The organism is Pseudomonas paraversuta (assembly GCF_904063065.1).
GTDB classification, from domain to species: Bacteria; Pseudomonadota; Gammaproteobacteria; order Pseudomonadales; family Pseudomonadaceae; genus Aquipseudomonas; species Aquipseudomonas paraversuta.
The window spans coordinates 78,573-99,321 of the sequence record NZ_CAJFCL010000006.1 but is presented as its reverse complement, the minus strand read 5'-3'; the positions used below and the strand labels follow the sequence as shown (position 1 = coordinate 99,321).

Sequence of the window (20,749 nt, the reverse complement as noted above, 5' to 3'; positions counted from 1 at the left end):
CGTTCGGCGCAACGTGAGTACATGGATGATGAGTCACCCCTCGCAGTTCAGTTTGCTGAGGAAGCGCCGCTTCCTGCCCTTCTTCGTGACCCAGTCCCTGGGCGCACTCAATGACAACCTGTTTAAACAGTCGCTGATTCTGGCCATCCTTTACAAATTGAACATCGAAGGTGATCGCGGGATCTGGATCAACCTGTGTGCGCTGCTCTTTATAGTGCCGTTCTTTTTGTTTTCGGCACTGGCCGGGCAGTTTGGCGAAAAGTACCCGAAGGATCGTTTGATCCGCCTGATTAAACTGGGCGAGATTGCGATCATGGTGGTGGGTGCCATCGGCTTTGCCTTCGATCACCTGGCGTTGATGCTGGTGGCGCTGTTCGCGATGGGGACCCACTCGGCACTGTTTGGGCCGGTGAAGTATTCGATCCTGCCGCAGACCTTGCATGAAGACGAGTTGGTGGGCGGCAATGGCCTGGTCGAGATGGGCACTTTTCTGTCGATTCTGGCCGGCACCATTGGTGCCGGGATCATGCTCTCATCCAGCAACTACACGGCGATTGTGTCCGTGGTGATAGTGTCGGTCGCAGTGCTCGGCTATCTGGCCAGTCGCGCAATTCCGCGGGCGGCGGCGGACACCCCGGACCTGAAGTTGAACTGGAATATCTTCAGCGAGTCCTGGGCCACCTTGCGGATGGGGTTGAACCAGACGCCTGCGGTGTCGCGTTCTGTAGTCGGAAACTCATGGTTCTGGTTTGTCGGTGCGATTTACCTGACGCAGATCCCGGCCTACGCCAAAGAGTGGCTGTATGGCGATGAAACCGTGGTCACCCTGATTCTTACGGTGTTTTCGGTGGGGATTGCGCTGGGCTCGATGCTTTGTGAAAAGCTCTCGGGACATAAGGTCGAGATTGGCCTGGTGCCCTTTGGCTCGTTTGGTCTGACCCTGTTTGGCTTGTTGCTGTGGTGGCATTCGGGGCACATGCCACAAAACATTCAAGCCAATGACTGGCTGGGCGTGCTGGGCTTCAGTCAGGCCTGGTGGGTACTGTTGGATATTCTCGGCCTGGGCGTGTTCGGCGGCTTCTACATTGTGCCGCTGTATGCGCTGATTCAGTCGCGCACGGCCGAAAACGAGCGGGCCCGGGTGATTGCGGCCAACAACATCCTCAATGCGCTATTCATGGTGGTGTCGGCAATTGTCACCATCCTGCTGCTGAGCGTGGCCAGGCTGACGATTCCCGAGCTGTTCCTCGTGGTCTCGTTGATGAATATCGCGGTCAACACTTATATCTTCAAAATCGTCCCTGAATTCAGCATGCGTTTCATGATCTGGCTGCTCGGCCATTCCATGTACCGGGTGGAGCACAAGAATCTGCAGCTGATTCCGGATGAAGGCGCCGCGTTGCTGGTGTGTAACCACGTTTCGTTTGTCGATGCGCTCTTGATTGGTGGTGCTGTACGCCGGCCGATTCGCTTTGTGATGTATTACAAAATCTACAACTTGCCGGTACTCAACTTTATCTTTCGCACTGCGGGCACGATTCCGATTGCCGGGCGGGCTGAAGATGAAGCGATTTATGAGAAAGCCTTCAGCCGCATTGCCAGGTATCTGGAAGATGGCGAATTAGTGTGCATCTTTCCCGAGGGCAAGTTGACCACCGATGGCGAGATTGGCGAGTTCAAGGCCGGGGTGACGCGGATTCTGGAGCACACGCCGGTGCCGGTGATTCCGCTGGCGCTGCAGGGGTTGTGGGGCAGCTTCTTCAGCCGGGATCCGCACAAGGGGTTTTTCCATCGACTCTGGTCGCGGGTGACATTGGTTGCAGGTGCACCGATACCGGCCAGTGAGGCCAGTCAAAAGCTGTTGCGCGAAAGGGTCTGTGAGCTGCGGGCGCAGAAGAGGTAGATAGTGCTGGCGGGGCGGGAAGCGGTTTGCCGGCGATGGCGTCGATGCCATCGCCGGCAAATTGTGCCGGATCAAGTGCTTATTTTGAGACCAACCAGGCCGGCAATGATCAGCGCAACACTGGCCAGTCGGAACAGCGCCATGGATTCGCCAAACAGGATGATCCCGGCGATCACGGTACCGACTGCACCTACCCCGGTCCATATGGCGTAGGCAGTGCCCAGCGGCAGGTCTTTCATGGCCAGCCCGAGCAAGCCGAGGCTGATAATCATGGCGCCGACCGTCAGGGCTGTCGGCAGCGGGCGACTGAAGCCGTCGGTGTATTTGAGGCCTACGGCCCAGCCAACTTCAAACAGGCCGGCGAAAAACAGAATAATCCAGGGCATTGCAATCTCCATCAACGGATGGGGCCGTCCCCAGAAAAATCACTCGATGAGTCGCGAGGTCGTCCTCGCAGTGCGCAGTATATTGCACATGATTGATCTGATAGACAACCCCGAAGCGTTACTCGGTAACAGTTTTTTCTGCCGCGAGGCGGTCTTCTTTCTCGCTCATGCGTCGGAAGTACGTCGAAAGCAGTGCCCCTGAGATGTTGTGCCAAACGCTGAACAGCGCACTGGGTACCGCCGCCAGAGGCGAAAAGTGCGCGCTGGCCAGGGCGGCTCCCAGGCCGGAGTTCTGCATGCCGACTTCCAGAGCCAGGGATTTACGCTGGGCCAGGGGCAGTTTGAACAGGCGGCCGGTAAAGTAGCCAAGCAAATAGCCGAAGCTGTTGTGCAGTATGACCACGGCCATGATCAGCAAACCGGACTTGGCGATCTGGGCCTGACTGGCCGCCACCACGGCCGCCACGATAATCACGATGCTGATCACCGAAACCAGCGGCAGTACGTCCACCGCGAAGCGTACGCGGGCGCCAAGCAGTCGCTGGGCCACAACCCCCAGTACGATCGGCAGCAAAACCACCTGCAGAATCGACCAGAACAGTTCCATGAACGAAACCGGAAGCCATGCCGAAGCCAGCAACCAGATCAGCGCCGGCGTCAGTAGCGGAGCGAGCAGGGTGGTGACGGCAGCAATGGCAACGGACAGGGCCAGGTCGCCCCGGGCCAGCCAGGTCATGACATTGGACGAGGTGCCGCTCGGGCAGCAGCCGACGAGAATCACGCCAACGGCAATTTCGGGCGGCAGGTGGAAAACCTGGCACAGCAACCACGCCACACCGGGCATGATCACGAAATGAGCAACTACGCCCAGTGCCACGCGCCACGGGTGGCGGGCAACTTCGGCGAAGTCTTCGAGTTTGAGGGTCAGGCCCATGCCGAACATCACCAGGCCCAGCAGCGGCACGATGAAGCCTTTAAGGCCGACAAACCAGGCGGGTTCAAGAAACGCCAGTACGGCGAATATCAGTACCCAATAAGCAAAGGTATTACCGACAAAGCGGCTTAAAGCAGCAAGTGCGCGCATGGTGTTCCTTTATTGTGATTATTGGATATCCCCTGCAGTAGCACGCTCGCGCCTGCAGGGGATATGGGTGGGTCAGATTCCCTGGGGAATCTCTTCGCCACCCAGTGCTTCAAACAGCTGCGGCAAGAACTCGCCGAATGTCAGCATCATCAGGGTGAAACTGGCGTCCTGCTGGCCCAGGTCGTCGTCACCGCCGTCCTGTTCAGCCTGGTCTTGCAGCAGGTCTTCAAACTTGAGGCGTTTGACCACCAGTTTGTCGTCCAGTACGAATGACAGCTTGTCCTGCCAGGCCAGTGACAGTTGAGTCACGACTTTTCCGGTGCTCAGATGCAGCTGGATTTCGTCGCTGGTCAGGTCCTGACGTTTGCAGCGAATGATGCCGCCGTCTTCGTGGGTATCGCGCAACTCGCATTCATCAAGGACAAAGAAGTTGTCGGCAGCTTTTTGGGTTTTGACCCATTCGGTCATGACCGCGCTTGGAGCCATTTTCACCGCCAGCGGGCGAACCGGTAATGAACCGATGACTTCCCGCAGGGTGGAGAGCAAGTCTTCGGCACGTTTAGGGCTCGAAGCATTAACCAGGATCAGGCCCTGTTTAGGGGCAATGGCAGCAAAGGTTGCCGAGCGACGAATAAAGGCGCGCGGCAAGAAGGCCTGGATGATTTCATCCTTGAGCTGATCGCGCTCCTTCTTATAGACCTTGCGCATTTGTTCGGCTTCGATCTCTTCGACCTTGTCCTTTAATGCATCGCGAACAACGCTGCCCGGCAGGATGCGTTCTTCTTTACGGGCCGCGATCAGCAGGAAGTCCTGGCTGACGTGAACCAGCGGTGCGTCCTCACCTTTACCGAAAGGGGCAACGAAACCGTAGGTGGCTAATTCCTGGCTTGAACACGAGCGGGCCGGTTTGGTGGCCAGTGCAGTTTCCAGCACCTGCGCATCAAAAGGCAGATCTTGGGTCAGGCGATAGATAAGCAGGTTTTTGAACCACATGGGGTGAATCACTCCTATATACAAAGCAGGCATTATTCGCTTCATGGAGCCATAGGCCAACCCTGCGCTAACCCTTTGGCAGGCTTAGAAAAATTATTTTAAAAAGTGCTTGCCAGACTATAGGTCGCTCCGTAGAATGCGCGCCACACCGAGAGTGAAAGGGTGATTAGCTCAGCTGGGAGAGCATCTGCCTTACAAGCAGAGGGTCGGCGGTTCGATCCCGTCATCACCCACCATTCGCTCACAGTGTTACGCGCAGCGGTAGTTCAGTCGGTTAGAATACCGGCCTGTCACGCCGGGGGTCGCGGGTTCGAGTCCCGTCCGCTGCGCCATATTTTTACCACAAGCCCCTTGAACGCTTGTGGTTGGGGAAAGCCCGCTGAATGCGGGTTTTTTCTTGAAAGTCTTCGGTTCTGCAGTTCGCTGCCGGATCAAAGTGCAGGACGCAGGAAACGGAAGTTTTTACCGGGTTTTGAAAAAAACTTGAATAAAAACAACCACTTACACGAAAAGTGTGAGAGAATGCGCCCCGCAACGAGAGTGAAGTGAAAGGGTGATTAGCTCAGCTGGGAGAGCATCTGCCTTACAAGCAGAGGGTCGGCGGTTCGATCCCGTCATCACCCACCATTCGCTTTCAGTGTTACGCGCAGCGGTAGTTCAGTCGGTTAGAATACCGGCCTGTCACGCCGGGGGTCGCGGGTTCGAGTCCCGTCCGCTGCGCCATATTAGAGTCACAAGCCCCTTGAACGCTTGTGACACGCGAAAAAGCCTGCCTTGTGCAGGCTTTTTTGTGCGCCCGGGTTTTGTAGATCCTGTAGGAGCGAGCTTGCTCGCGAGCATTTCAACGCAGCAACGAAGAGCTCGCGAGCAAGCTCGCTCCTACAGGGGGGTTATTGCAAAAAATTCAGTTCAGCCTGTTTTAGAAATCCCAGCGGGTACTGACCATCACATTGCGCGGGTCACCGTAGTACGACGAGTTATAGAAGCCGATGTTGGTGTAGTACGACTTGTCGAACAGGTTGTTCAGGTTGACGCTGGCCGAGAGGTTTTTCGTAAACTGGTAGCGAGCCATCAGGTCAACCAGCCAGTACGGATCCTGTGAAAACTTCTCCTCGACCCCGCCTTTATTCCAGTTGGTCAGCATTTGCCAGCCCGTACCCTGCCAGCGAACCCCGCCACCCAGGGTCAGTTTGTCGAGGTCGCCGGTCAGCTTGTAGCTGGTGTACAGATTGATTTGATCCTCGGGCTCCCAGGTCGATACCTTTTTACCGTTCTGATCACGGCTGATCTTGTGCGTATAACCCGCCTGCAACTGCCAGCCGGGCATGAGCTCGCCAGAAATTTCCGCTTCGTAGCCTCTGGTTTTGGCTTTGATGCCTTTATAGGCGTATTCAATGTCCGGATTGGTCGGATGGGCGTTGTAGGCAGTGTCTGCTTCAGGCCGGTTGTCCTGATGGACCTCGAAGTAGGCCAGACTTGAATTGAGGCGACCATCAAAGAACTCGCCCTTCAAGCCCAGTTCATAGTTGGTGCCTTCATCGGGCTCAAGCATCTTGTTGTCGCGATCGCGGTAATACGACTGCGGCAAAAAGATTTCGGTATAGCTGGCATAGGCAGAAATATTTTCGTTGAGGTCGTAGATCACCCCGGCGTAGGGCAGTACCTTGCCGGTGTCTTTTGCATGGCTGGTGCCCGTCAGGGTGTAATCGGCCACCCGTGTACCGAGCATTAGCGTCAGATCATCGGTGAGGCTCAAGCGTGCGGTCATGTAAGTGCCGGTCTGGCGCGTTGTTTCATCGTTGTAGGAGGTTACGTTGCCCCAGTCCGGTTCCAGGCTGTCGCCATCCCAGTTGTAGTAGTCATAGGCGTTGTCGACCATTTTGGCGTTGGTGTAGTCCTTGCCGGTCCAGTGCGATTTAGCTACCGAGCCGCCGACCACCAATTGATGTTCGCGCCCCAGCAAGCTGAATGGACCGCTGGCAAACAGGTCGCCACTGTCGCTGACGTATTCGCCGGTGTACTTGCGGGCCAGCATTGGCGCCAGTCCGGTGCTTGCGTCCGGGTCCAGCAATGCGCCGAGCGGTGCGTTGTAGCCGTTGACCTGGTGGTTGTACTGGCCTTTGACTACCCAGCCGTTATCAAAGCTGTGCTCCAGGGTTGAAAAAACCGTGCGTGTGTATTGCTCCCAACTGCTCCATTTGGCGCCGTTGTTGAACGAACGAGGGGTGCTGATGCGCTCGCCGGCGGAGTTGAACAGCGAGGCACTGCCCGACCAGCTGGAGCCTTTTGGATGGTTGTTCTGATAATCGGCGCCGAGAGTCAGCAGGGTGTCCGGGGTCAGGTCCACTTCCAAAATGCCGTAGTAAACCTCGCTGTCGCGCTGGTAGTGGTCCATGAACGAGTGCTTGTCCTGATAGGCCGCTACGGCCCGGCCACGCACATTGCCGCTTTCGGTCAGCGGGCCGCTGACGTCGATCTCGGAACGGTAGTTGTCCCAGGACCCTGCGCCCACATCCACGTGGGCCTTGAACTCGCTTGTCGGTTTTTTGCGCACCATATTGATGGTGCCGCCGGGGCCGCCTGCGCCGGTGAGCAACCCGGTTGCACCCTTGAGAACTTCGACCCGGTCGTAAATTGCCGTGTCGGTAAGGGTGTGCCCGGCAGAGTACTGCGGGTCTTGCAGGATCGGGATGCCGTCGTACTGAAAGTTCTTGATCGCAAAACCGCGGGAATAGTAGCTGGTGCGGTCACTGTCATAGGTCGCAACGGTGATGCCGGGGGTGTGGCGCATCACGTCATCGATCGAGTTGAGACCGAAATCGTCCATCGCCTGGCGTGTTACCACAGAGATCGACTGTGGGGTTTCGCGCGGTGTCAGCACCATGCGCGTAGCAGTCGCAATGCTGCCGGGGGTGTAGGAGCCCGAACCTTCAGTGATGGTGCCCAATTGGTTGGCGCTGACTTGGGTGGCGCCCAGTTCCAGGCTGCCGCCCGCCGCAGGCAGTGCCTCGAGCATGTAGCCATTGGCACTTTTTACTGCGGTATAGCCACTGCCACGCAACAAGGCTTCGAATCCGGAAGGCTCGTTGTAGGTGCCGTGCAGGCCGGGAGTCGTCAGCCCCTCAAGGTTGGCGGGCTGAAAAATAATCGCTACCCCGGCCTGTTGTGCAAAACGGTTCAGGGCACTGCTCAGCGGGCCGGATGGAATGTCATAGGTCTGTACCGATGCCGACTGCGCTTGGGCGACGGTGCTGCACAGCACGCCAGTCGCCGAAGCGACAATCAAGTGAATGGCCAGGGCCAGCGGGGTGCAGGCCCGCGGGCTAAAACGCCCGCGAGGGTGGGAGGAAGTCAGCATGGAGAGCGCAGTCCTTTAGGGTTCTATGTATCTACCTTGACGGCTGGCTAGAAAAAAGCGGAACTAATGCGAATAATTATTCTTTAGATTGTTGCGCCTGGCTGATCACCACCAGCCACGGGGTATAGGTTTTTATCGTCAGCGGCAGGGTTTCAGCGATCAATTGCAGCGCCCGATCGGTGTTATCCAGCGGCAATACAGCCGATACGCGCAAATTGGCCAGGGCCTGACGGTCAAACTGGATATGGCCGCGCCGATGTCGGGAAATTTCATCGAGCACCCGGGTCAGGGGCTGGTTATCCACCACCAGTTGGTGATCTCGCCATGCCTGATCAATGCTGGCGGGGTCGAGCGTACCGGAAAGTTCGACCGAGTCGCGGCGGATCAGCGCCCGGGAGCCAGTGTCGACCTCCAGGGTCTGTCGTTCGTCAGCGCTCTGTGCGGCGACGCGCGACTGCAGCATGCTCAACACAGTGGTGTCGTGCAGATGTTTGACCACGAAGCGGGTGCCCAGCGCGCGCATGCTGCCCTCGTCGGTCTGCACAATAAAGGGCCGGGCGCTGTCGTGAGCAACCTCCACCAGGACTTCTCCTTGCAGTACCTCGATACGCCGTTCCTGGCCGTTGAAGTGCACATTCACTGCACTGGTACCGCTAAGAGTGAGCGTTGAGTTGTCGGCCAGACGCAGGGTTTTCCAGTCATTGGGGCCGGTCCTGATGTCGGCCATCCATTGCTTTGGATACTGGCTTTGCAAGAGCAGTGCGCCGGGTAGGCCCAGGCAGCCGGCAATCAGTAATGCGCGTAATACCCGCTTGCCTCGGGCTGCAGGTTTGCGCCCGCCAAAGGCGGCAGTGAGTGCGGCCTTGGCCGGGGCGGATTGCCCGCGCAACGCTTGCAGGCGGCTGATCACCTCTTGCATGCGCAGGGCGGCGGCTGCGTGTTGCGCACTTTGTTGTTTCCAGCACTCGAACTGCAGGCGCAGCGCATCGTTGGCGGCCTCTTCATGCAGTTGAAGAATCCACTCGGCGGCTTGCTCGTCAATGGTCGGGTGGGGCTCGGGCATGGCTTTATCAGGTATCCAGGCTATGGCTGCAGTGCAGCAAGGCCTGGATCAGGTACTTGCGCACCGTGCGATCAGACAGTGCCAGTTGCCGGGCGATCTCGCTCTGTTTCAGGCCATCGAGGTAGTACAGGACAAAGGCCTGGCGAACCTTGTCCTGCATGCCTTCCAGAATGAACGCGATGTGTTCGAGAGCTTCCAGTGTGGTGAGGATCTGCTCGGGGGATTGAAAGCCTTCAAGGGCTTGTGCGGTAAGCGCAAGTTCTTGCAGATAGGCGTTTTCGATTTGTTTGCGGCGCACCTGATCAATGATCAGGCGTCGTGCCGTGGTGCTCAAAAACGCCCGGGGCTCACGCAGAGTGGCTACCGACTCGCGGGCGTTGAGGATTCGGGTAAAGGTGTCTTGTGCCAGGTCTGCGGCATTCTGGGCGCAGCCGAGTTTTCTGCGCAGCCAGCCAAACAGCCAGCCGTGATGCTCGCTGTACAGATTGGTAATCGCGGCCTGGAACGCGGGTTCACCCGTTGACATAGGTCGTGGCTCAGACGTTATTGAGAATTATTACTAATTCTGAATGCAAGTCCGGGGTAAACGCAACTGAGAATGAATGCAGGAGCAAGCTTGTTTGTAGGCGCGAGCTGTTCAAGAGCTCGCGCCTACAGGGGAGGGGGGGATCAGTTTTTGGCGATCAGGTTGCCGGCATGCAGGCCGCACTCTTTTTGCGTGGCTTCTTCCCACCACCAGCGACCTTCGCGCTCGTGCTGATTTGGCAGCACCGGGCGGGTGCAGGGTTCGCAGCCGATGCTGATAAAACCGCGCTCGTGGAGGCTGTTGTACGGCAACTCCAGCATGCGGATGTAGCCCCAGACTTCCTCGCTGGTCATTTGTGCCAGCGGGTTGAATTTGTACAGCGCACGTTCGGGGGTGGAGAACGCACCGTCAATTTCCAGTGCTGCCACCTGGCTGCGGGTGCCCGGGCTCTGATCGCGACGCTGGCCGGTGGCCCAGGCCTTTACGGTCGACAGTTTGCGGCGTAGCGGCTCGATTTTGCGCACGCCACAGCACTCGCCGTGGCCGTCCTTATAGAAGCTGAACAGGCCTTTTTCTTTAACGAACGGCTCAAGTTTGCTTTGATCCGGCGAAATCAGCTCGATCTGGATCTGGTAGTGCTCGCGCACCTGCTCGATAAACCTGTAGGTCTCGGGGTGCAGCCGGCCGGTGTCGAGGCTGAAGACTTTGACGTTCTTGTTCAGCTTCCAGGCCATGTCCACCAGCACCACATCTTCGGCGCCGCTGAAGGAAATCCAGAGCTCGTCGCCAAAATGTTCAAAGGCGAGTTTGAGAATGTCCTGGGGGGACTTGCTGGCGTATGTCGCGGCGAGTTCGGCGACGTTGAACGTATGGCTCATCAGGCGGCTTCCTACAGTGAATGGCGCTTGGCGCTCTCTAGTGCGGCGATGTTAGCAAAAACCGCGGGCTACAGGGTTTGCAGCGTATCGAGCAGCACTTTGACCTTGGTGATCGATTCCTGGTATTCGTCCTGCCAGTGCGAGTCGGCGACGATACCGCCGCCGCCCCAGCAGCTCACTTGCCCGTCCTTGATCAGCAGGCTGCGAATCGCAATGGAACTGTCCATCTCGCCGCGTACGTCCAGATACATGAGCGAGCCGCAGTAAATGCTGCGTCTTGTCGGTTCCAGCTGATCAATGATTTGCATCGCGCGGATTTTCGGGGCACCGGTAATCGAGCCGCCAGGGAAGCTGTCGCCGATCAGGTCGAGGGCGTCTTTGCCTTCAGCCAGTTGCCCGGTCACGCTGCTCACCAGGTGGTGAACATTGGGATAGCTTTCGAGGCTAAACAGCTGCGGGACGCTGACCGAGCCAGTACGGCAGGTACGCCCCAGGTCATTGCGCAGCAAATCGACAATCATCAGGTTTTCAGCGCGGTCCTTGGGGCTGGCCAGCAGTTCGGCGGCGTTCGCCGCATCTTCGCTGCTGTCTTTGCCCCGCGGGCGGGTGCCTTTGATCGGGCGGGTTTCCACCTGATTGTTGCTGACCCGCACAAAGCGCTCCGGTGACAGGCTCAAAATCGCGTTGCTGTCCGTCAGGCGCATAAATCCTGAAAAGGGTGTCGGGCAGGCGGCCCGCAGTGCGCAATAGGCGGTCCAGCTATCGCCCTGGCAAGGGGCGCTGAAGCGCTGGGTGTAGTTGACCTGGTAGCAGTCGCCGGCCTGGATGTAGCGCTGAATCTGTTCCAGTGCCTGCTCATACTGGCTGGCGCTGATATCCGGCTGCATGGGCCGCTTGAGCGAGAACCCCGGGTTCGCCGCCGGCGCCGGCTGGCTGAACAGCGCAATCAGGCGTTCGCGTTCGCCGTCAGCCAGGCGCGGGTGAAACACCAGTTGGCTGGTGAGTTGCTGGTGATCGCTGATCAATGCCCAGGCGTACAGGCCCAGTTGCGCGTCGGGCAATTGCAGGTCATCCCGTGACCGGGCAGGGAGCTGCTCAAGCCGACGGCTGAAGTCGTAGCTCAGGTAGCCGATCAGGCCGCCGGCAAACGGCAGTTCATAGTTGGCCGGAAGGCTGGCGTTGCCGAGCTGGTTCAGGTTTTCCCGCAGGCGCTGTAAAAACTCGCGCCCCGACTCGCTTGGCCCCACAGTCAGCTCTTGCAGTGGCCAGGCGCTCAGCAGGTCATAACGGCCGCGCTCGGCTGCAGGGCGGCCGCTGTCGAGCAGTACGGCACCGGGCGCATGGCGTATCGCCGCAAAATACTCGGCGGGATTGGCGTGGTAGGGCAGGGGGTGTACAGAGCAGGTCAACATGCGAAGCCAATCAGCCATCGGAGCGGGGTGGCGATTGTAATCCTGTGCAGGGCAGCAACCAAGCCTTGAGAGAGCGGTGGCAAGAGTCTGTGGGAGCCGGCTTGCCAGCGATGACTGTAATGCGGTTGTCTGTCGGGCCGCATTGAGGCCATCGCCGGCAAGCCGGCTCCGGCCGGGCTTGTCAGCGTCTTGTGGGGGGGCGGCTTTATTCGGCGGAGTGAATATGCCCGAACAATTCCTGGGCAAAGCGCATGCGCTCTTCCGGGGTTTCCTTGATGCCTTTGGCGGCCAGCTCTTCGAGGTGTGCTTCTACTGCGTGGGTACGCAGCGTCAGGCCACAGTCGTTGGCAATCTGGATATTCAGGCCCGGGCGGGCATTGAGCTCCAGAATCAGCGGGCCTTTTTCCTGGTCGAGCACCATGTCGACCCCGATATAGCCCAGCCCGCACAACTCATAGCAGCCGGCAGCCAGCTTCATGAAGCCGTCCCAGTTGGGCAGTTGCACGCCGTCCACCGCATTGGTGGTGTCGGGGTGTTTGCTGATGATGTTGTTCAGCCAGGTGCCCCGCAGGGTCAGGCCGGTCGCCAGATCGACACCGACCCCGATCGCGCCCTGGTGCAGGTTGGCCTTGCCCCCCGATTGTCGGGTTGGCAGGCGCAACATGGCCATCACCGGGTAGCCCATCAAGACAATGATGCGAATATCCGGCACGCCTTCGTAGCTGATGCTTTTGAATATCTGGTCCGGGATCACCCGGTACTCGATCAGTGCCCGGTCGCGGTGGCCGCCCAGCGAGTAAAGGCCGGTCAGAATGCTCGAAACCTGATGCTCGATTTCTTCGTGGCTGATGATCTTGCCCGAGACCGTGCGAAAACGGTCTTCGAAACGGTCGGCTATCACCAGAATGCCGTCGCCGCCCGCACCCTGGGCGGGCTTGATCACAAAGTCGTTACGGCCACCGATGATCTCGTCGAGTTTTTCGATTTCTTTTTCGGTGGAAATCACGCCATACATTTCCGGTACGTGAATGCCGGCTGCAATGGCGCGTTCCTTGGTGATGATCTTGTCATCCACAATCGGATACAGGCTGCGCTTGTTGTACTTGAGTACATAGTCCGCGTTGCGCCGATTGATGCCCATGATGCCTCGGGCTTCCAGGGCCTTCCAGGTTTTCCAGAAGCCAAACATCAGGAGTCAGCCTTCAGGAAGGCCTTGAAACGCACCAGTTCGGTCAGGCGGTAGCCGCGATAGCGACCCATGGCCAGCATGAAGCCCACCAGAATCAGCAGCACTGCCGGGAAGGTGAAGATGAAGTACACCAGCTCCGGAATGCTCATGATCAGGTACGCCAGCGTAGCGGCAAACAGGGTTCCGACTGCGACTTTCATCGCATGGCCGCCGCCACGTTCTTCCCAGGTAATCGACAGGCGCTCGATGGTCATGGTCAGAATCACCATCGGGAACAGTGCCACCGACAGTCCGCGTTCCAGGCCCAGTTTGTGACTGAACAGACTGATGGCAGCGATCAGTATCACCACGAAGGTCAGTACCACGGACAGTCGCGGCAGCATTTGCAGCTTCAGGTGCTCCAGATAGGAGCGCAACATTAATCCGAGTGCCGTTATCACCGTAAACAGGATGATGCCGAACTCCAGCTGGGTTTCGCGGAACGCCAGGGCTATCAGTACCGGGGTGAAGGTACCCAGGGTTTGCAGGCCGATCAGGTTGCGCAGTACCAGAATCACCAGCACGCCAATCGGGATCATCACCATGATCATGAAGGTTTGCTGGGTTTGCAGTGGCAAGCCGTACAGCGAGTACTCAAGGAAGTTGGCGTCGGTGTTCTCGTCCGTCAGCTTGGCCAGGCGAATGGCGTTCATTTCGCTGTTGTTCAGGCTGAAGGTCACGTTGGGCTTCTTGCCGCCATCGACGGTGACCATTGGCTCGTCGCCGATCCACCACAGCAGGCGATCGGAGGGCAGGCCCTGCTCACCGGTTTCCGGGTTGAAATACAGCCAGTCGTTACCGTTGAAGCTGCGCAGCCACAGTTCAGGGTTCTGTGGTTGATCGGCCACCAGGCGGATGGTGTGGACTTTTTCCATCGGCACGTGGGCAATCGACAACAGCAGCTCGATGACCTGGGCTTTGTGCGGGGTGGAGGGGTCACCCGCCAGCAGCAGTTTCACGTTGTCATCGTTAGGGTTGTTCACCCGTTTGATGGTTTCGCTGATAAAGGTTTCGACGTCGGCAGAGTGCTGGCGAATGGGCGCCAGCAGTGCTTCGGCGGCAATTTTTTCCGGGCCTTCAACGGCAATGCTGTCACGGAAGACCGGGCCTTTGAGCTTGGTCTTGTCACCCGAATAGCGCTTGGTCAGCACCAGGCGGTAATAAAGGGTCTGCTTGCCGCTGACCCGGCGTGCGGACCAGGTGACCTTGCGGTTGCCATCCACCCGGTTGACGCTGACACCGTAGTTATTGGAGATAAAGCTCTCGTTCAGGCTGACGTAGTCGCGGTTGAGCGGCGGTACGAACATCTGGATCTTGACCGGGTCTTTAGAGCTGGCGACGAACTCGACTTTGGCATCGATGTTCCACAGGTCGTCGGTCGCGTCTTCGGTCACAGGAATGCCGAGAGCAAAAATCTGATAGGCAGTAATCGAAATGCCCAGCACCACGAGGACGGTGATCAGGATTTTCAGGTGAAGGGTAAGCGCGCGCATTTCAATTACTCTGCGGTTTGAGCGTTAGCGACGCAGGCAGGTTTGCCAGCAGCGTATTTAAGACTTGGGTCGACCAGCGCATCAAAGCGCTTGAGTGCTTCGGAGCCGATCAGCAGCGGGTATTGGAACGCACTTCTATCAGTCAAGTTCACTTCGATTGTGCGTAAAGCTTTGCCCATGCAGATTTCCAGGGCAATGACCGGGCGCGAGGTGTAGTTCTTGTCGGACTGGGGATCATAGTCACCCGAGCGGCGTTTGATCTTGCTGACCCGGGCCAGCGGGCGTTCGATGGGGTGCGAGTGGGCGTCATCGATGGCCAGATAAAAGCGGACCCAGCTCTCTCCATCGCGTTTGAAACGCTTTATGTCGCGTGCGCTGAGGGATGCGGTTTTGGCTCCGGTATCGAGTTTGGCGGCCACTTGCAGATCGATGCCGGCCAGTTCGGCATATTCATTGAGGCCGTACACGGTTTTCTCGGCACCAAGGCTCAAGCCCGGTACGCACAGCAGACAAAGAAGGGTGTAGAGGGGGAAAAATTTCATAAATCGGGGCACGTCTCTTGCAATCTTCAGTTCAAGGCACTGGCAGTACAGAGCAAGTTTCCTCGTGCGGCTGCCCGTGGACGGGGCAGGGCGGATGCGGCCGGCATTCTAACATGAAGGTTTTATGGCGCCAGCGTTGCGGCGCTTTTATGGGGGGGAACTGGCTGTCGATTAAACTAAGGTCGTATCGGGATATTGTCGACAATACCTATTTATACTTTGACTATTTGGCGTTGAATCGCTAGTTTTGGCGTCATTGATTTGAAAGGTGTCGACAATATGCTGCAAGCACTAGAGCCCGCCGCTATCGCCCAGGACGATTCTGAAACCCTGTCGGAGAACGTGTTTCGGCGTATTCAGGCGGCTATTGTCAAAGGTGAAATCGCCCCCGGCAGCAAGATCTCCGAGCCCGAACTGGCCCGCACCTACGGCATCAGCCGTGGGCCATTGCGTGAAGCCATTCACCGTCTCGAAGGTCAGCGCCTGCTGGTGCGCATCCCCCATGTCGGGGCCCGGGTGGTGTCGCTGAACCACGCCGAACTGATCGAACTCTACGAAATTCGCGAGTCCCTCGAAGGTATGGCCTGCCGCCTGGCCGCCGAGCGCATGAGTGATGAAGACATCACCGAGTTGCGTCGGGTGCTCGAAACCCATGAGCGCGATGAGGCGTTCCAGGCGGGTGTCGGTTACTACCAGCAGGAAGGCGACTTCGATTTTCATTACAAGATCATTCAAGGCAGCGGTAATCGCACCCTGACCCAGATGCTGTGCGGCGAGCTGTACCAGCTGGTGCGCATGTACCGCATCCAGTTTTCCACCACCCCCAATCGCCCGCACCAGGCATTCGCCGAGCACCACCGGATTCTTGATGCCATTGCCGATCGCGACGGCGAACTGGCCGAGTTATTGATGCGCCGCCATATCGGCGCGTCGAAACGCAATATTGCGCGTCACTACCAAGACAGCGCCCAGCAGACAGCCACTCCACGAGGTGAGTCATGAGCAATAAAAACAGTCCAGGCCAGCGTTTCCGTGACGCAGTCGCCAGTGAACATCCGCTGCAGGTTGTGGGTGCAATCAACGCCAACCATGCACTGCTGGCCAAGCGTGCCGGCTTCAAGGCAATTTATCTGTCGGGTGGCGGTGTTGCAGCGGGATCTTTGGGGGTGCCGGACCTGGGCATTACCGGCCTGGACGATGTGCTGACCGACGTCCGTCGCATTACCGACGTCTGCGACCTGCCGCTGCTGGTGGACGTGGATACCGGCTTTGGCTCCTCGTTCTTCAACGTGTCGCGCACTGTCAAGTCGATGATCAAGTTTGGCGCGGCGGCGATTCATATCGAAGACCAGGTCGGTGCCAAGCGTTGCGGTCATCGCCCGAACAAGGAAATCGTCTCGCTGCAAGAGATGGTCGACCGCATCAAAGCAGCAGTTGACGCCCGTACCGATGACAGCTTCGTGATCATGGCGCGCACCGATGCGCTGGCGGTCGAGGGCCTGGAGTCGGCGCTGGAACGTGCAGCAGCCTGTGTTGAAGCCGGTGCCGACATGGTCTTCCCGGAAGCCATTACCGAACTCGAGATGTACAAACTGTTCGCCAATCGGGTGAAGGCGCCGATTCTGGCCAACATCACCGAGTTTGGCTCGACACCGCTGTACACCACCGAGCAACTGGCCGGTGCCGATGTATCGCTGGTGCTGTACCCGCTCTCGGCTTTCCGGGCGATGAACAAGGCTGCTGAAAACGTCTACGGCGCCATCCGCCGTGACGGCACCCAGCAGAACGTGATCGACACCATGCAAACCCGCATGGAACTGTACGACGCCATCAACTACCACAGCTTCGAGCAAAAGCTCGACGCCGTGTTTGCCGCCAAGAAGTAACACAATTCCATGATCCTGCAGGAGCGAGCTTGCTCCTGCAGGGATAGGTATAGAACCCTGTAGTTGCCGAATCCCTAACAAATTCAAGATTGGAGAGCGCAATGGCCGAAGCAAAAGTATTGAGTGGCGCCGGATTACGCGGCCAGGTGGCCGGGCAAACAGCCTTGTCGACCGTTGGCCAGGAAGGCGCAGGTCTCACTTATCGTGGTTATGACGTCCGTGAGCTGGCCGCCGAAGCCCGCTTTGAAGAAGTAGCCTATCTGCTGCTGTACGGTGAACTGCCGAACAAAACCGAGCTGGCGGCCTATATGGCCAAACTCAAAACCCTGCGTGATTTGCCGCAGGCCCTCAAGGAAGTGCTGGAGCGCATCCCCGCCGACGCCCATCCGATGGATGTGATGCGTACCGGCTGCTCGTTCCTGGGCAACCTTGAGCCCGAGCTGGATTTTGCCCGTGAGCGCGATGTAACCGATCGCCTGCTGGCCGCTTTCCCGGCAATCATGTGCTACTGGTATCGCTTCAGCCATGACGGTCTGCGCATCAATTGCGTGACCGATGAAGAGTCCATTGGCGGGCACTTCCTGCACCTGCTGCACGACAAGAAGCCGAGCGAACTGCACGTCAAAGTGATGAACGTGTCGCTGATTCTGTATGCCGAGCACGAATTCAACGCCTCGACATTCACCGCCCGGGTCTGTGCTTCGACCCTGTCCGACCTGTACTCGTGCGTCACGGCCGCCATCGGCACGTTGCGCGGGCCACTGCACGGTGGCGCCAACGAAGCGGCAATGGAAATGATCGAGCGTTTCGGCTCGGCAGAAGAGGCGGTCAAGGGCACCCTCGAGATGCTGGCGCGCAAAGACAAGATCATGGGCTTTGGCCACGCGATCTATAAAGACAGCGATCCGCGTAACGAAGTGATCAAGGGCTGGTCGAAAAAACTCGCTGACGAAGTGGGTGACACCACGTTGTTCCCGGTTTCCGAAGCCATCGACCAAACCATGTGGGAGCAAAAGAAGCTGTTCCCCAACGCCGACTTCTACCATGCCTCGGCGTATCACTTCATGGGCATTCCAACCAAGCTGTTCACCCCGATCTTTGTCTGCTCACGCCTGACCGGCTGGGCTGCGCACGTGTTCGAACAGCGCGCCAACAACCGCATCATCCGCCCGAGTGCCGAGTACATCGGCGTCGAACAGCGCAAGTTCGTGCCAATCGAGCGCCGCTGACCAGCAGGCGGCTTGAACCTGTCCACCCTGCAGGAGCGAGCTTGCCCGTGAGCTCTTTGAAAAGCTCGCGAGCAAGCCCGCTCCTGCAGGAGGGGTGAGCCGCCTCAGACCTAACCGTGATCGAGTCCCACGCCATGAATACTGAATTTCGCAAAACACTACCGGGCACCCGGCTGGATTATTTCGACACCCGCGCGGCAGTCGATGCGATCAAACCCGGTGCTTATGACACCCTGCCATACACCTCCCGGGTACTGGCCGAAAACCTGGTGCGTCGCTGTGATCCTGCGACCCTGAACGCCTCATTGAGCCAGTTGATTGAACGCAAACGCGATCTCGACTTTCCGTGGTTCCCGGCGCGAGTGGTGTGCCACGACATTCTCGGGCAGACCGCGCTGGTCGACCTCGCCGGTTTGCGCGACGCCATTGCCCTGCAAGGGGGCGACCCGGCGCAAGTGAACCCGGTGGTCCCGACCCAGCTGATTGTCGATCACTCGTTGGCGGTTGAGCGTGACGGCACCGATCCCGAGGCGTTTGAAAAGAACCGCGCCATCGAGGATCGCCGTAACGAAGACCGGTTCCACTTTATCGAGTGGACCAAAAAAGCCTTCAAAAACGTCGATGTGATCCCGCCAGGCAACGGCATCATGCACCAGATCAACCTGGAGAAAATGTCTCCGGTGATTCAGGTGCGTGACGGTGTGGCATTCCCCGATACCTGCGTCGGCACCGACAGCCACACCCCCCACGTTGATTCGCTGGGCGTCATTGCCATTGGCGTCGGCGGTCTTGAAGCCGAGAGCGTGATGCTCGGTCGTGCCTCCTGGATGCGCCTGCCGGAAATCGTCGGCGTCGAGCTGACCGGCAAGCTGCAGCCGGGCATTACCGCTACCGATATGGTGCTGGCGCTGACCGAGTATCTGCGCAAGCAAAAAGTCGTCGGTGCCTGGCTGGAGTTCTTCGGCGAAGGTGCTGCGGCGCTGACCCTGGGGGACCGCGCCACCATCTCCAACATGGCCCCGGAATACGGCGCCACGGCTGCGATGTTCTACATCGACCAACAAACCATCGACTACCTCAAGCTGACCGGTCGTGAAGACCAGCAAGTGCAGTTGGTCGAAAACTACGCCAGGCTCACCGGGCTGTGGGGCGACAGTCTCAAGCATGCTGAGTATGAGCGTGGCTTGAGCTTTGACCTGTCCAGTGTCGTGCGCAACATGGCCGGCCCGAGCAACCCCCACGCCCGAGTCGCCACCAGCGACCTCGCGGCCAAGGGCATTGCCGGTCAGTGGGACGACGTGCCGGGGCAAATGCCTGACGGCGCGGTAATTATTGCGGCCATCACCAGCTGCACCAACACGAGCAACCCGCGTAACGTGATTGCGGCAGGCCTGATCGCCCGCAACGCCAACAAACTGGGGCTGACCCGCAAGCCTTGGGTCAAGTCGTCGTTGGCACCGGGTTCGAAAACCGTCGCGCTGTATCTGGACGAAGCCGGTCTGACCGATGAGCTTGAGCAACTGGGCTTTGGTGTGGTCGCTTTTGCCTGTACCACCTGCAATGGCATGTCCGGTGCGCTGGATCCGCAAGTGCAGCAGGAGATCATCGATCGCGATCTCTACGCGACGGCCGTGCTCTCGGGTAACCGCAACTTTGACGGGCGGATTCACCCGTACGCCAAGCAGGCATTTCTGGCTTCGCCGCCTTTGGTAGTGGCCTATGCAATTGCCGGGACCATCCGTTTCGATATCGAAAAAGATGTGTTGGGCCTGGATGCCAGCGGAAACGAAGTGCGTCTGAAAGATATCTGGCCAAGCGACGAAGAAATCGACGCGGTGGTCAAGCGCTCGGTCAAGCCGGAGCAGTTCCGCCAGGTTTATATTCCGATGTTCGCCATTCACGAAGACACCGGCCCGAAAGTCGAGCCGCTCTACGACTGGCGTCCGCAAAGCACTTACATTCGTCGTCCGCCGTATTGGGAAGGGGCTCTGGCCGGTGCACGTCCGCTCAAGGGCATGCGCCCGCTGGCAGTGCTGCCGGACAACATCACCACCGATCACCTGTCGCCGTCCAACGCAATCATGCTCGACAGTGCCGCAGGTGAGTATCTGGCGAAAATGGGCCTGCCGGAAGTCGACTTCAACTCCTATGCAACCCACCGTGGCGACCACCTGACCGCGCAACGTGCCACCTTTGCCAACCCCAAACTGTTCAACGAAATGGTGATCGAGGACGGCAAGGTCAAGCAGGGCTCATTGACCCGTCTTGAGCCTGAAGGCCAGGTGATGCGCATGTGGGAAGCGATTGAAACCTACATGGATCGCAAGCAGCCGTTGATCATCATTGCCGGCGCCGACTACGGTCAGGGCTCGTCCCGTGACTGGGCGGCCAAGGGCGTGCGTCTGGCCGGGGTCGAAGCCATTGCGGCAGAGGGCTTTGAGCGGATTCACCGTACCAACCTGGTCGGCATGGGCGTGTTGCCGCTGGAGTTCATGCCGGGCACCAACCGTAAAACCCTGCAGATTGACGGCAGCGAGACTTACGACGTGATCGGCGAGCGCACCCCGCGTGCCACGCTGACCCTGGTGATTACCCGCAACAACGGCGAGCGCGTCGAGGTGCCGGTGATGTGCCGTCTGGACACCGCTGAAGAAGTCTCGATCTACGAAGCGGGCGGCGTGTTGCAGCGCTTTGCCCAGGACTTCCTGGAATCGGCCACGGCTTAATAGCAGTGCCGGGGCCTGGTGCCCCGGCCCTAACAGGAATCA

Annotated in this window: 16 protein-coding genes and 4 tRNA genes; 9 read left to right on the top strand and 11 right to left on the bottom strand. The window is 58.6% G+C overall.

Features of this window, described 5'->3' with window-relative positions:
• Positions 1–28 precede the first annotated feature (28 nt).
• On the top strand, positions 29–1,903 hold the full coding sequence (locus tag JQ845_RS13720; protein ID WP_127196205.1) for an MFS transporter: 1,875 nt from the start codon (positions 29–31) through the stop codon (positions 1,901–1,903).
• 71 nt (positions 1,904–1,974) lie between these two features.
• Here the strand turns inward: JQ845_RS13720 and sugE are convergent, their stop codons facing one another.
• From sugE to rdgC, 3 genes are all read right to left on the bottom strand, one after another.
• On the bottom strand, positions 1,975–2,289 hold the full coding sequence (gene sugE / locus JQ845_RS13715) for a quaternary ammonium compound efflux SMR transporter SugE (RefSeq protein WP_003442696.1): 315 nt from the start codon (positions 2,287–2,289) through the stop codon (positions 1,975–1,977).
• Positions 2,290–2,407: 118 nt separating this feature from the next.
• Positions 2,408–3,373 (bottom strand): bile acid:sodium symporter family protein, encoded by a 966-nt coding sequence (locus tag JQ845_RS13710; protein ID WP_127196171.1) that lies wholly within the window; start codon positions 3,371–3,373, stop codon positions 2,408–2,410.
• A gap of 72 nt (positions 3,374–3,445) precedes the next feature.
• Positions 3,446–4,366: a recombination-associated protein RdgC gene (rdgC, locus tag JQ845_RS13705; protein WP_003442690.1), complete on the bottom strand. Its 921-nt coding sequence runs from the start codon at positions 4,364–4,366 to the stop codon at positions 3,446–3,448.
• A gap of 160 nt (positions 4,367–4,526) precedes the next feature.
• On the opposite strand from rdgC, the gene JQ845_RS13700 reads away from it, so the two are divergent.
• From JQ845_RS13700 to JQ845_RS13685, 4 genes are all read left to right on the top strand, one after another.
• A tRNA-Val gene (locus JQ845_RS13700) sits at positions 4,527–4,602 on the top strand.
• Positions 4,603–4,621: 19 nt separating this feature from the next.
• Positions 4,622–4,698 (top strand) — tRNA-Asp (locus tag JQ845_RS13695).
• A 219-nt stretch (positions 4,699–4,917) separates the two neighbouring features.
• Positions 4,918–4,993, top strand: a tRNA-Val gene (locus JQ845_RS13690).
• A 19-nt stretch (positions 4,994–5,012) separates the two neighbouring features.
• Positions 5,013–5,089 (top strand) — tRNA-Asp (locus JQ845_RS13685).
• A gap of 196 nt (positions 5,090–5,285) precedes the next feature.
• Here the strand turns inward: JQ845_RS13685 and JQ845_RS13680 are convergent.
• From JQ845_RS13680 to rloA, 8 genes are all read right to left on the bottom strand, one after another.
• Positions 5,286–7,724, bottom strand: a complete 2,439-nt coding sequence (locus JQ845_RS13680) for a TonB-dependent siderophore receptor (RefSeq protein WP_127196172.1) — start codon at positions 7,722–7,724, stop codon at positions 5,286–5,288.
• Positions 7,725–7,800: 76 nt separating this feature from the next.
• Entirely contained in the window at positions 7,801–8,787 is a 987-nt protein-coding gene (locus JQ845_RS13675) for a FecR family protein (protein ID WP_010655769.1), read from the bottom strand.
• 7 nt (positions 8,788–8,794) lie between these two features.
• Positions 8,795–9,313 (bottom strand): sigma-70 family RNA polymerase sigma factor, encoded by a 519-nt coding sequence (locus JQ845_RS13670; RefSeq protein WP_160626931.1) that lies wholly within the window; start codon positions 9,311–9,313, stop codon positions 8,795–8,797.
• Positions 9,314–9,456: 143 nt separating this feature from the next.
• The gene (locus JQ845_RS13665) at positions 9,457–10,191 is read right to left on the bottom strand and encodes a phosphoadenylyl-sulfate reductase (protein ID WP_003442671.1); all 735 of its coding nucleotides are present in this window, start codon (positions 10,189–10,191) and stop codon (positions 9,457–9,459) included.
• Between the two features lie 68 nt (positions 10,192–10,259).
• The gene (gene pabB / locus JQ845_RS13660; RefSeq protein ID WP_127196174.1) at positions 10,260–11,603 is read right to left on the bottom strand and encodes an aminodeoxychorismate synthase component I; all 1,344 of its coding nucleotides are present in this window, start codon (positions 11,601–11,603) and stop codon (positions 10,260–10,262) included.
• 205 nt (positions 11,604–11,808) lie between these two features.
• Complete coding sequence (locus JQ845_RS13655) at positions 11,809–12,792, bottom strand: alpha-L-glutamate ligase-like protein (RefSeq protein WP_003442658.1); 984 nt, start codon at positions 12,790–12,792, stop codon at positions 11,809–11,811.
• Positions 12,792–14,324 (bottom strand): osmotic stress tolerance membrane protein RloB, encoded by a 1,533-nt coding sequence (rloB, locus tag JQ845_RS13650; RefSeq protein ID WP_003442656.1) that lies wholly within the window; start codon positions 14,322–14,324, stop codon positions 12,792–12,794. The genes JQ845_RS13655 and rloB overlap by 1 nt, the downstream gene beginning before the upstream one ends.
• Positions 14,325–14,329: 5 nt before the next feature.
• Entirely contained in the window at positions 14,330–14,866 is a 537-nt protein-coding gene (rloA, locus tag JQ845_RS13645; RefSeq protein ID WP_003442655.1) for a retropepsin-like aspartic peptidase RloA, read from the bottom strand.
• 279 nt (positions 14,867–15,145) lie between these two features.
• On the opposite strand from rloA, the gene JQ845_RS13640 reads away from it, so the two are divergent.
• From JQ845_RS13640 to acnD, 4 genes are all read left to right on the top strand, one after another.
• Positions 15,146–15,868: a GntR family transcriptional regulator gene (locus tag JQ845_RS13640; protein WP_203009146.1), complete on the top strand. Its 723-nt coding sequence runs from the start codon at positions 15,146–15,148 to the stop codon at positions 15,866–15,868.
• Complete coding sequence (gene prpB / locus JQ845_RS13635; protein WP_003442649.1) at positions 15,865–16,752, top strand: methylisocitrate lyase; 888 nt, start codon at positions 15,865–15,867, stop codon at positions 16,750–16,752. Before JQ845_RS13640 ends, prpB begins: the two co-directional genes overlap by 4 nt.
• 101 nt (positions 16,753–16,853) lie before the next feature.
• On the top strand, positions 16,854–17,981 hold the full coding sequence (gene prpC / locus JQ845_RS13630; protein ID WP_003442646.1) for a bifunctional 2-methylcitrate synthase/citrate synthase: 1,128 nt from the start codon (positions 16,854–16,856) through the stop codon (positions 17,979–17,981).
• Positions 17,982–18,115: 134 nt separating this feature from the next.
• Positions 18,116–20,707, top strand: coding sequence for a Fe/S-dependent 2-methylisocitrate dehydratase AcnD (gene acnD, locus JQ845_RS13625; protein WP_003442643.1), 2,592 nt, complete (start codon positions 18,116–18,118; stop codon positions 20,705–20,707).
• The last annotated feature ends 42 nt before the right edge of the window (positions 20,708–20,749 follow it).

What these genes read in the sequence shown, in the direction of transcription:
- JQ845_RS13720 (WP_127196205.1), top strand. Translation starts at nt 29, where the DNA reads ATGAGTCACCCCTCGCAGTTCAGTTTGCTGAGGAAGCGCCGCTTCCTG.
- acnD (WP_003442643.1), top strand. Translation starts at nt 18,116, where the DNA reads ATGAATACTGAATTTCGCAAAACACTACCGGGCACCCGGCTGGATTAT.
- JQ845_RS13655 (WP_003442658.1), bottom strand. Translation starts at nt 12,792, where the DNA reads ATGTTTGGCTTCTGGAAAACCTGGAAGGCCCTGGAAGCCCGAGGCATC.
- JQ845_RS13665 (WP_003442671.1), bottom strand. Translation starts at nt 10,191, where the DNA reads ATGAGCCATACGTTCAACGTCGCCGAACTCGCCGCGACATACGCCAGC.
- pabB (WP_127196174.1), bottom strand. Translation starts at nt 11,603, where the DNA reads ATGTTGACCTGCTCTGTACACCCCCTGCCCTACCACGCCAATCCCGCC.
- rdgC (WP_003442690.1), bottom strand. Translation starts at nt 4,366, where the DNA reads ATGTGGTTCAAAAACCTGCTTATCTATCGCCTGACCCAAGATCTGCCT.
- rloB (WP_003442656.1), bottom strand. Translation starts at nt 14,324, where the DNA reads ATGCGCGCGCTTACCCTTCACCTGAAAATCCTGATCACCGTCCTCGTG.
- JQ845_RS13675 (WP_010655769.1), bottom strand. Translation starts at nt 8,787, where the DNA reads ATGCCCGAGCCCCACCCGACCATTGACGAGCAAGCCGCCGAGTGGATT.
- prpC (WP_003442646.1), top strand. Translation starts at nt 16,854, where the DNA reads ATGGCCGAAGCAAAAGTATTGAGTGGCGCCGGATTACGCGGCCAGGTG.
- JQ845_RS13680 (WP_127196172.1), bottom strand. Translation starts at nt 7,724, where the DNA reads ATGCTGACTTCCTCCCACCCTCGCGGGCGTTTTAGCCCGCGGGCCTGC.
- JQ845_RS13640 (WP_203009146.1), top strand. Translation starts at nt 15,146, where the DNA reads ATGCTGCAAGCACTAGAGCCCGCCGCTATCGCCCAGGACGATTCTGAA.
- prpB (WP_003442649.1), top strand. Translation starts at nt 15,865, where the DNA reads ATGAGCAATAAAAACAGTCCAGGCCAGCGTTTCCGTGACGCAGTCGCC.
- sugE (WP_003442696.1), bottom strand. Translation starts at nt 2,289, where the DNA reads ATGCCCTGGATTATTCTGTTTTTCGCCGGCCTGTTTGAAGTTGGCTGG.
- rloA (WP_003442655.1), bottom strand. Translation starts at nt 14,866, where the DNA reads ATGAAATTTTTCCCCCTCTACACCCTTCTTTGTCTGCTGTGCGTACCG.
- JQ845_RS13710 (WP_127196171.1), bottom strand. Translation starts at nt 3,373, where the DNA reads ATGCGCGCACTTGCTGCTTTAAGCCGCTTTGTCGGTAATACCTTTGCT.
- JQ845_RS13670 (WP_160626931.1), bottom strand. Translation starts at nt 9,313, where the DNA reads ATGTCAACGGGTGAACCCGCGTTCCAGGCCGCGATTACCAATCTGTAC.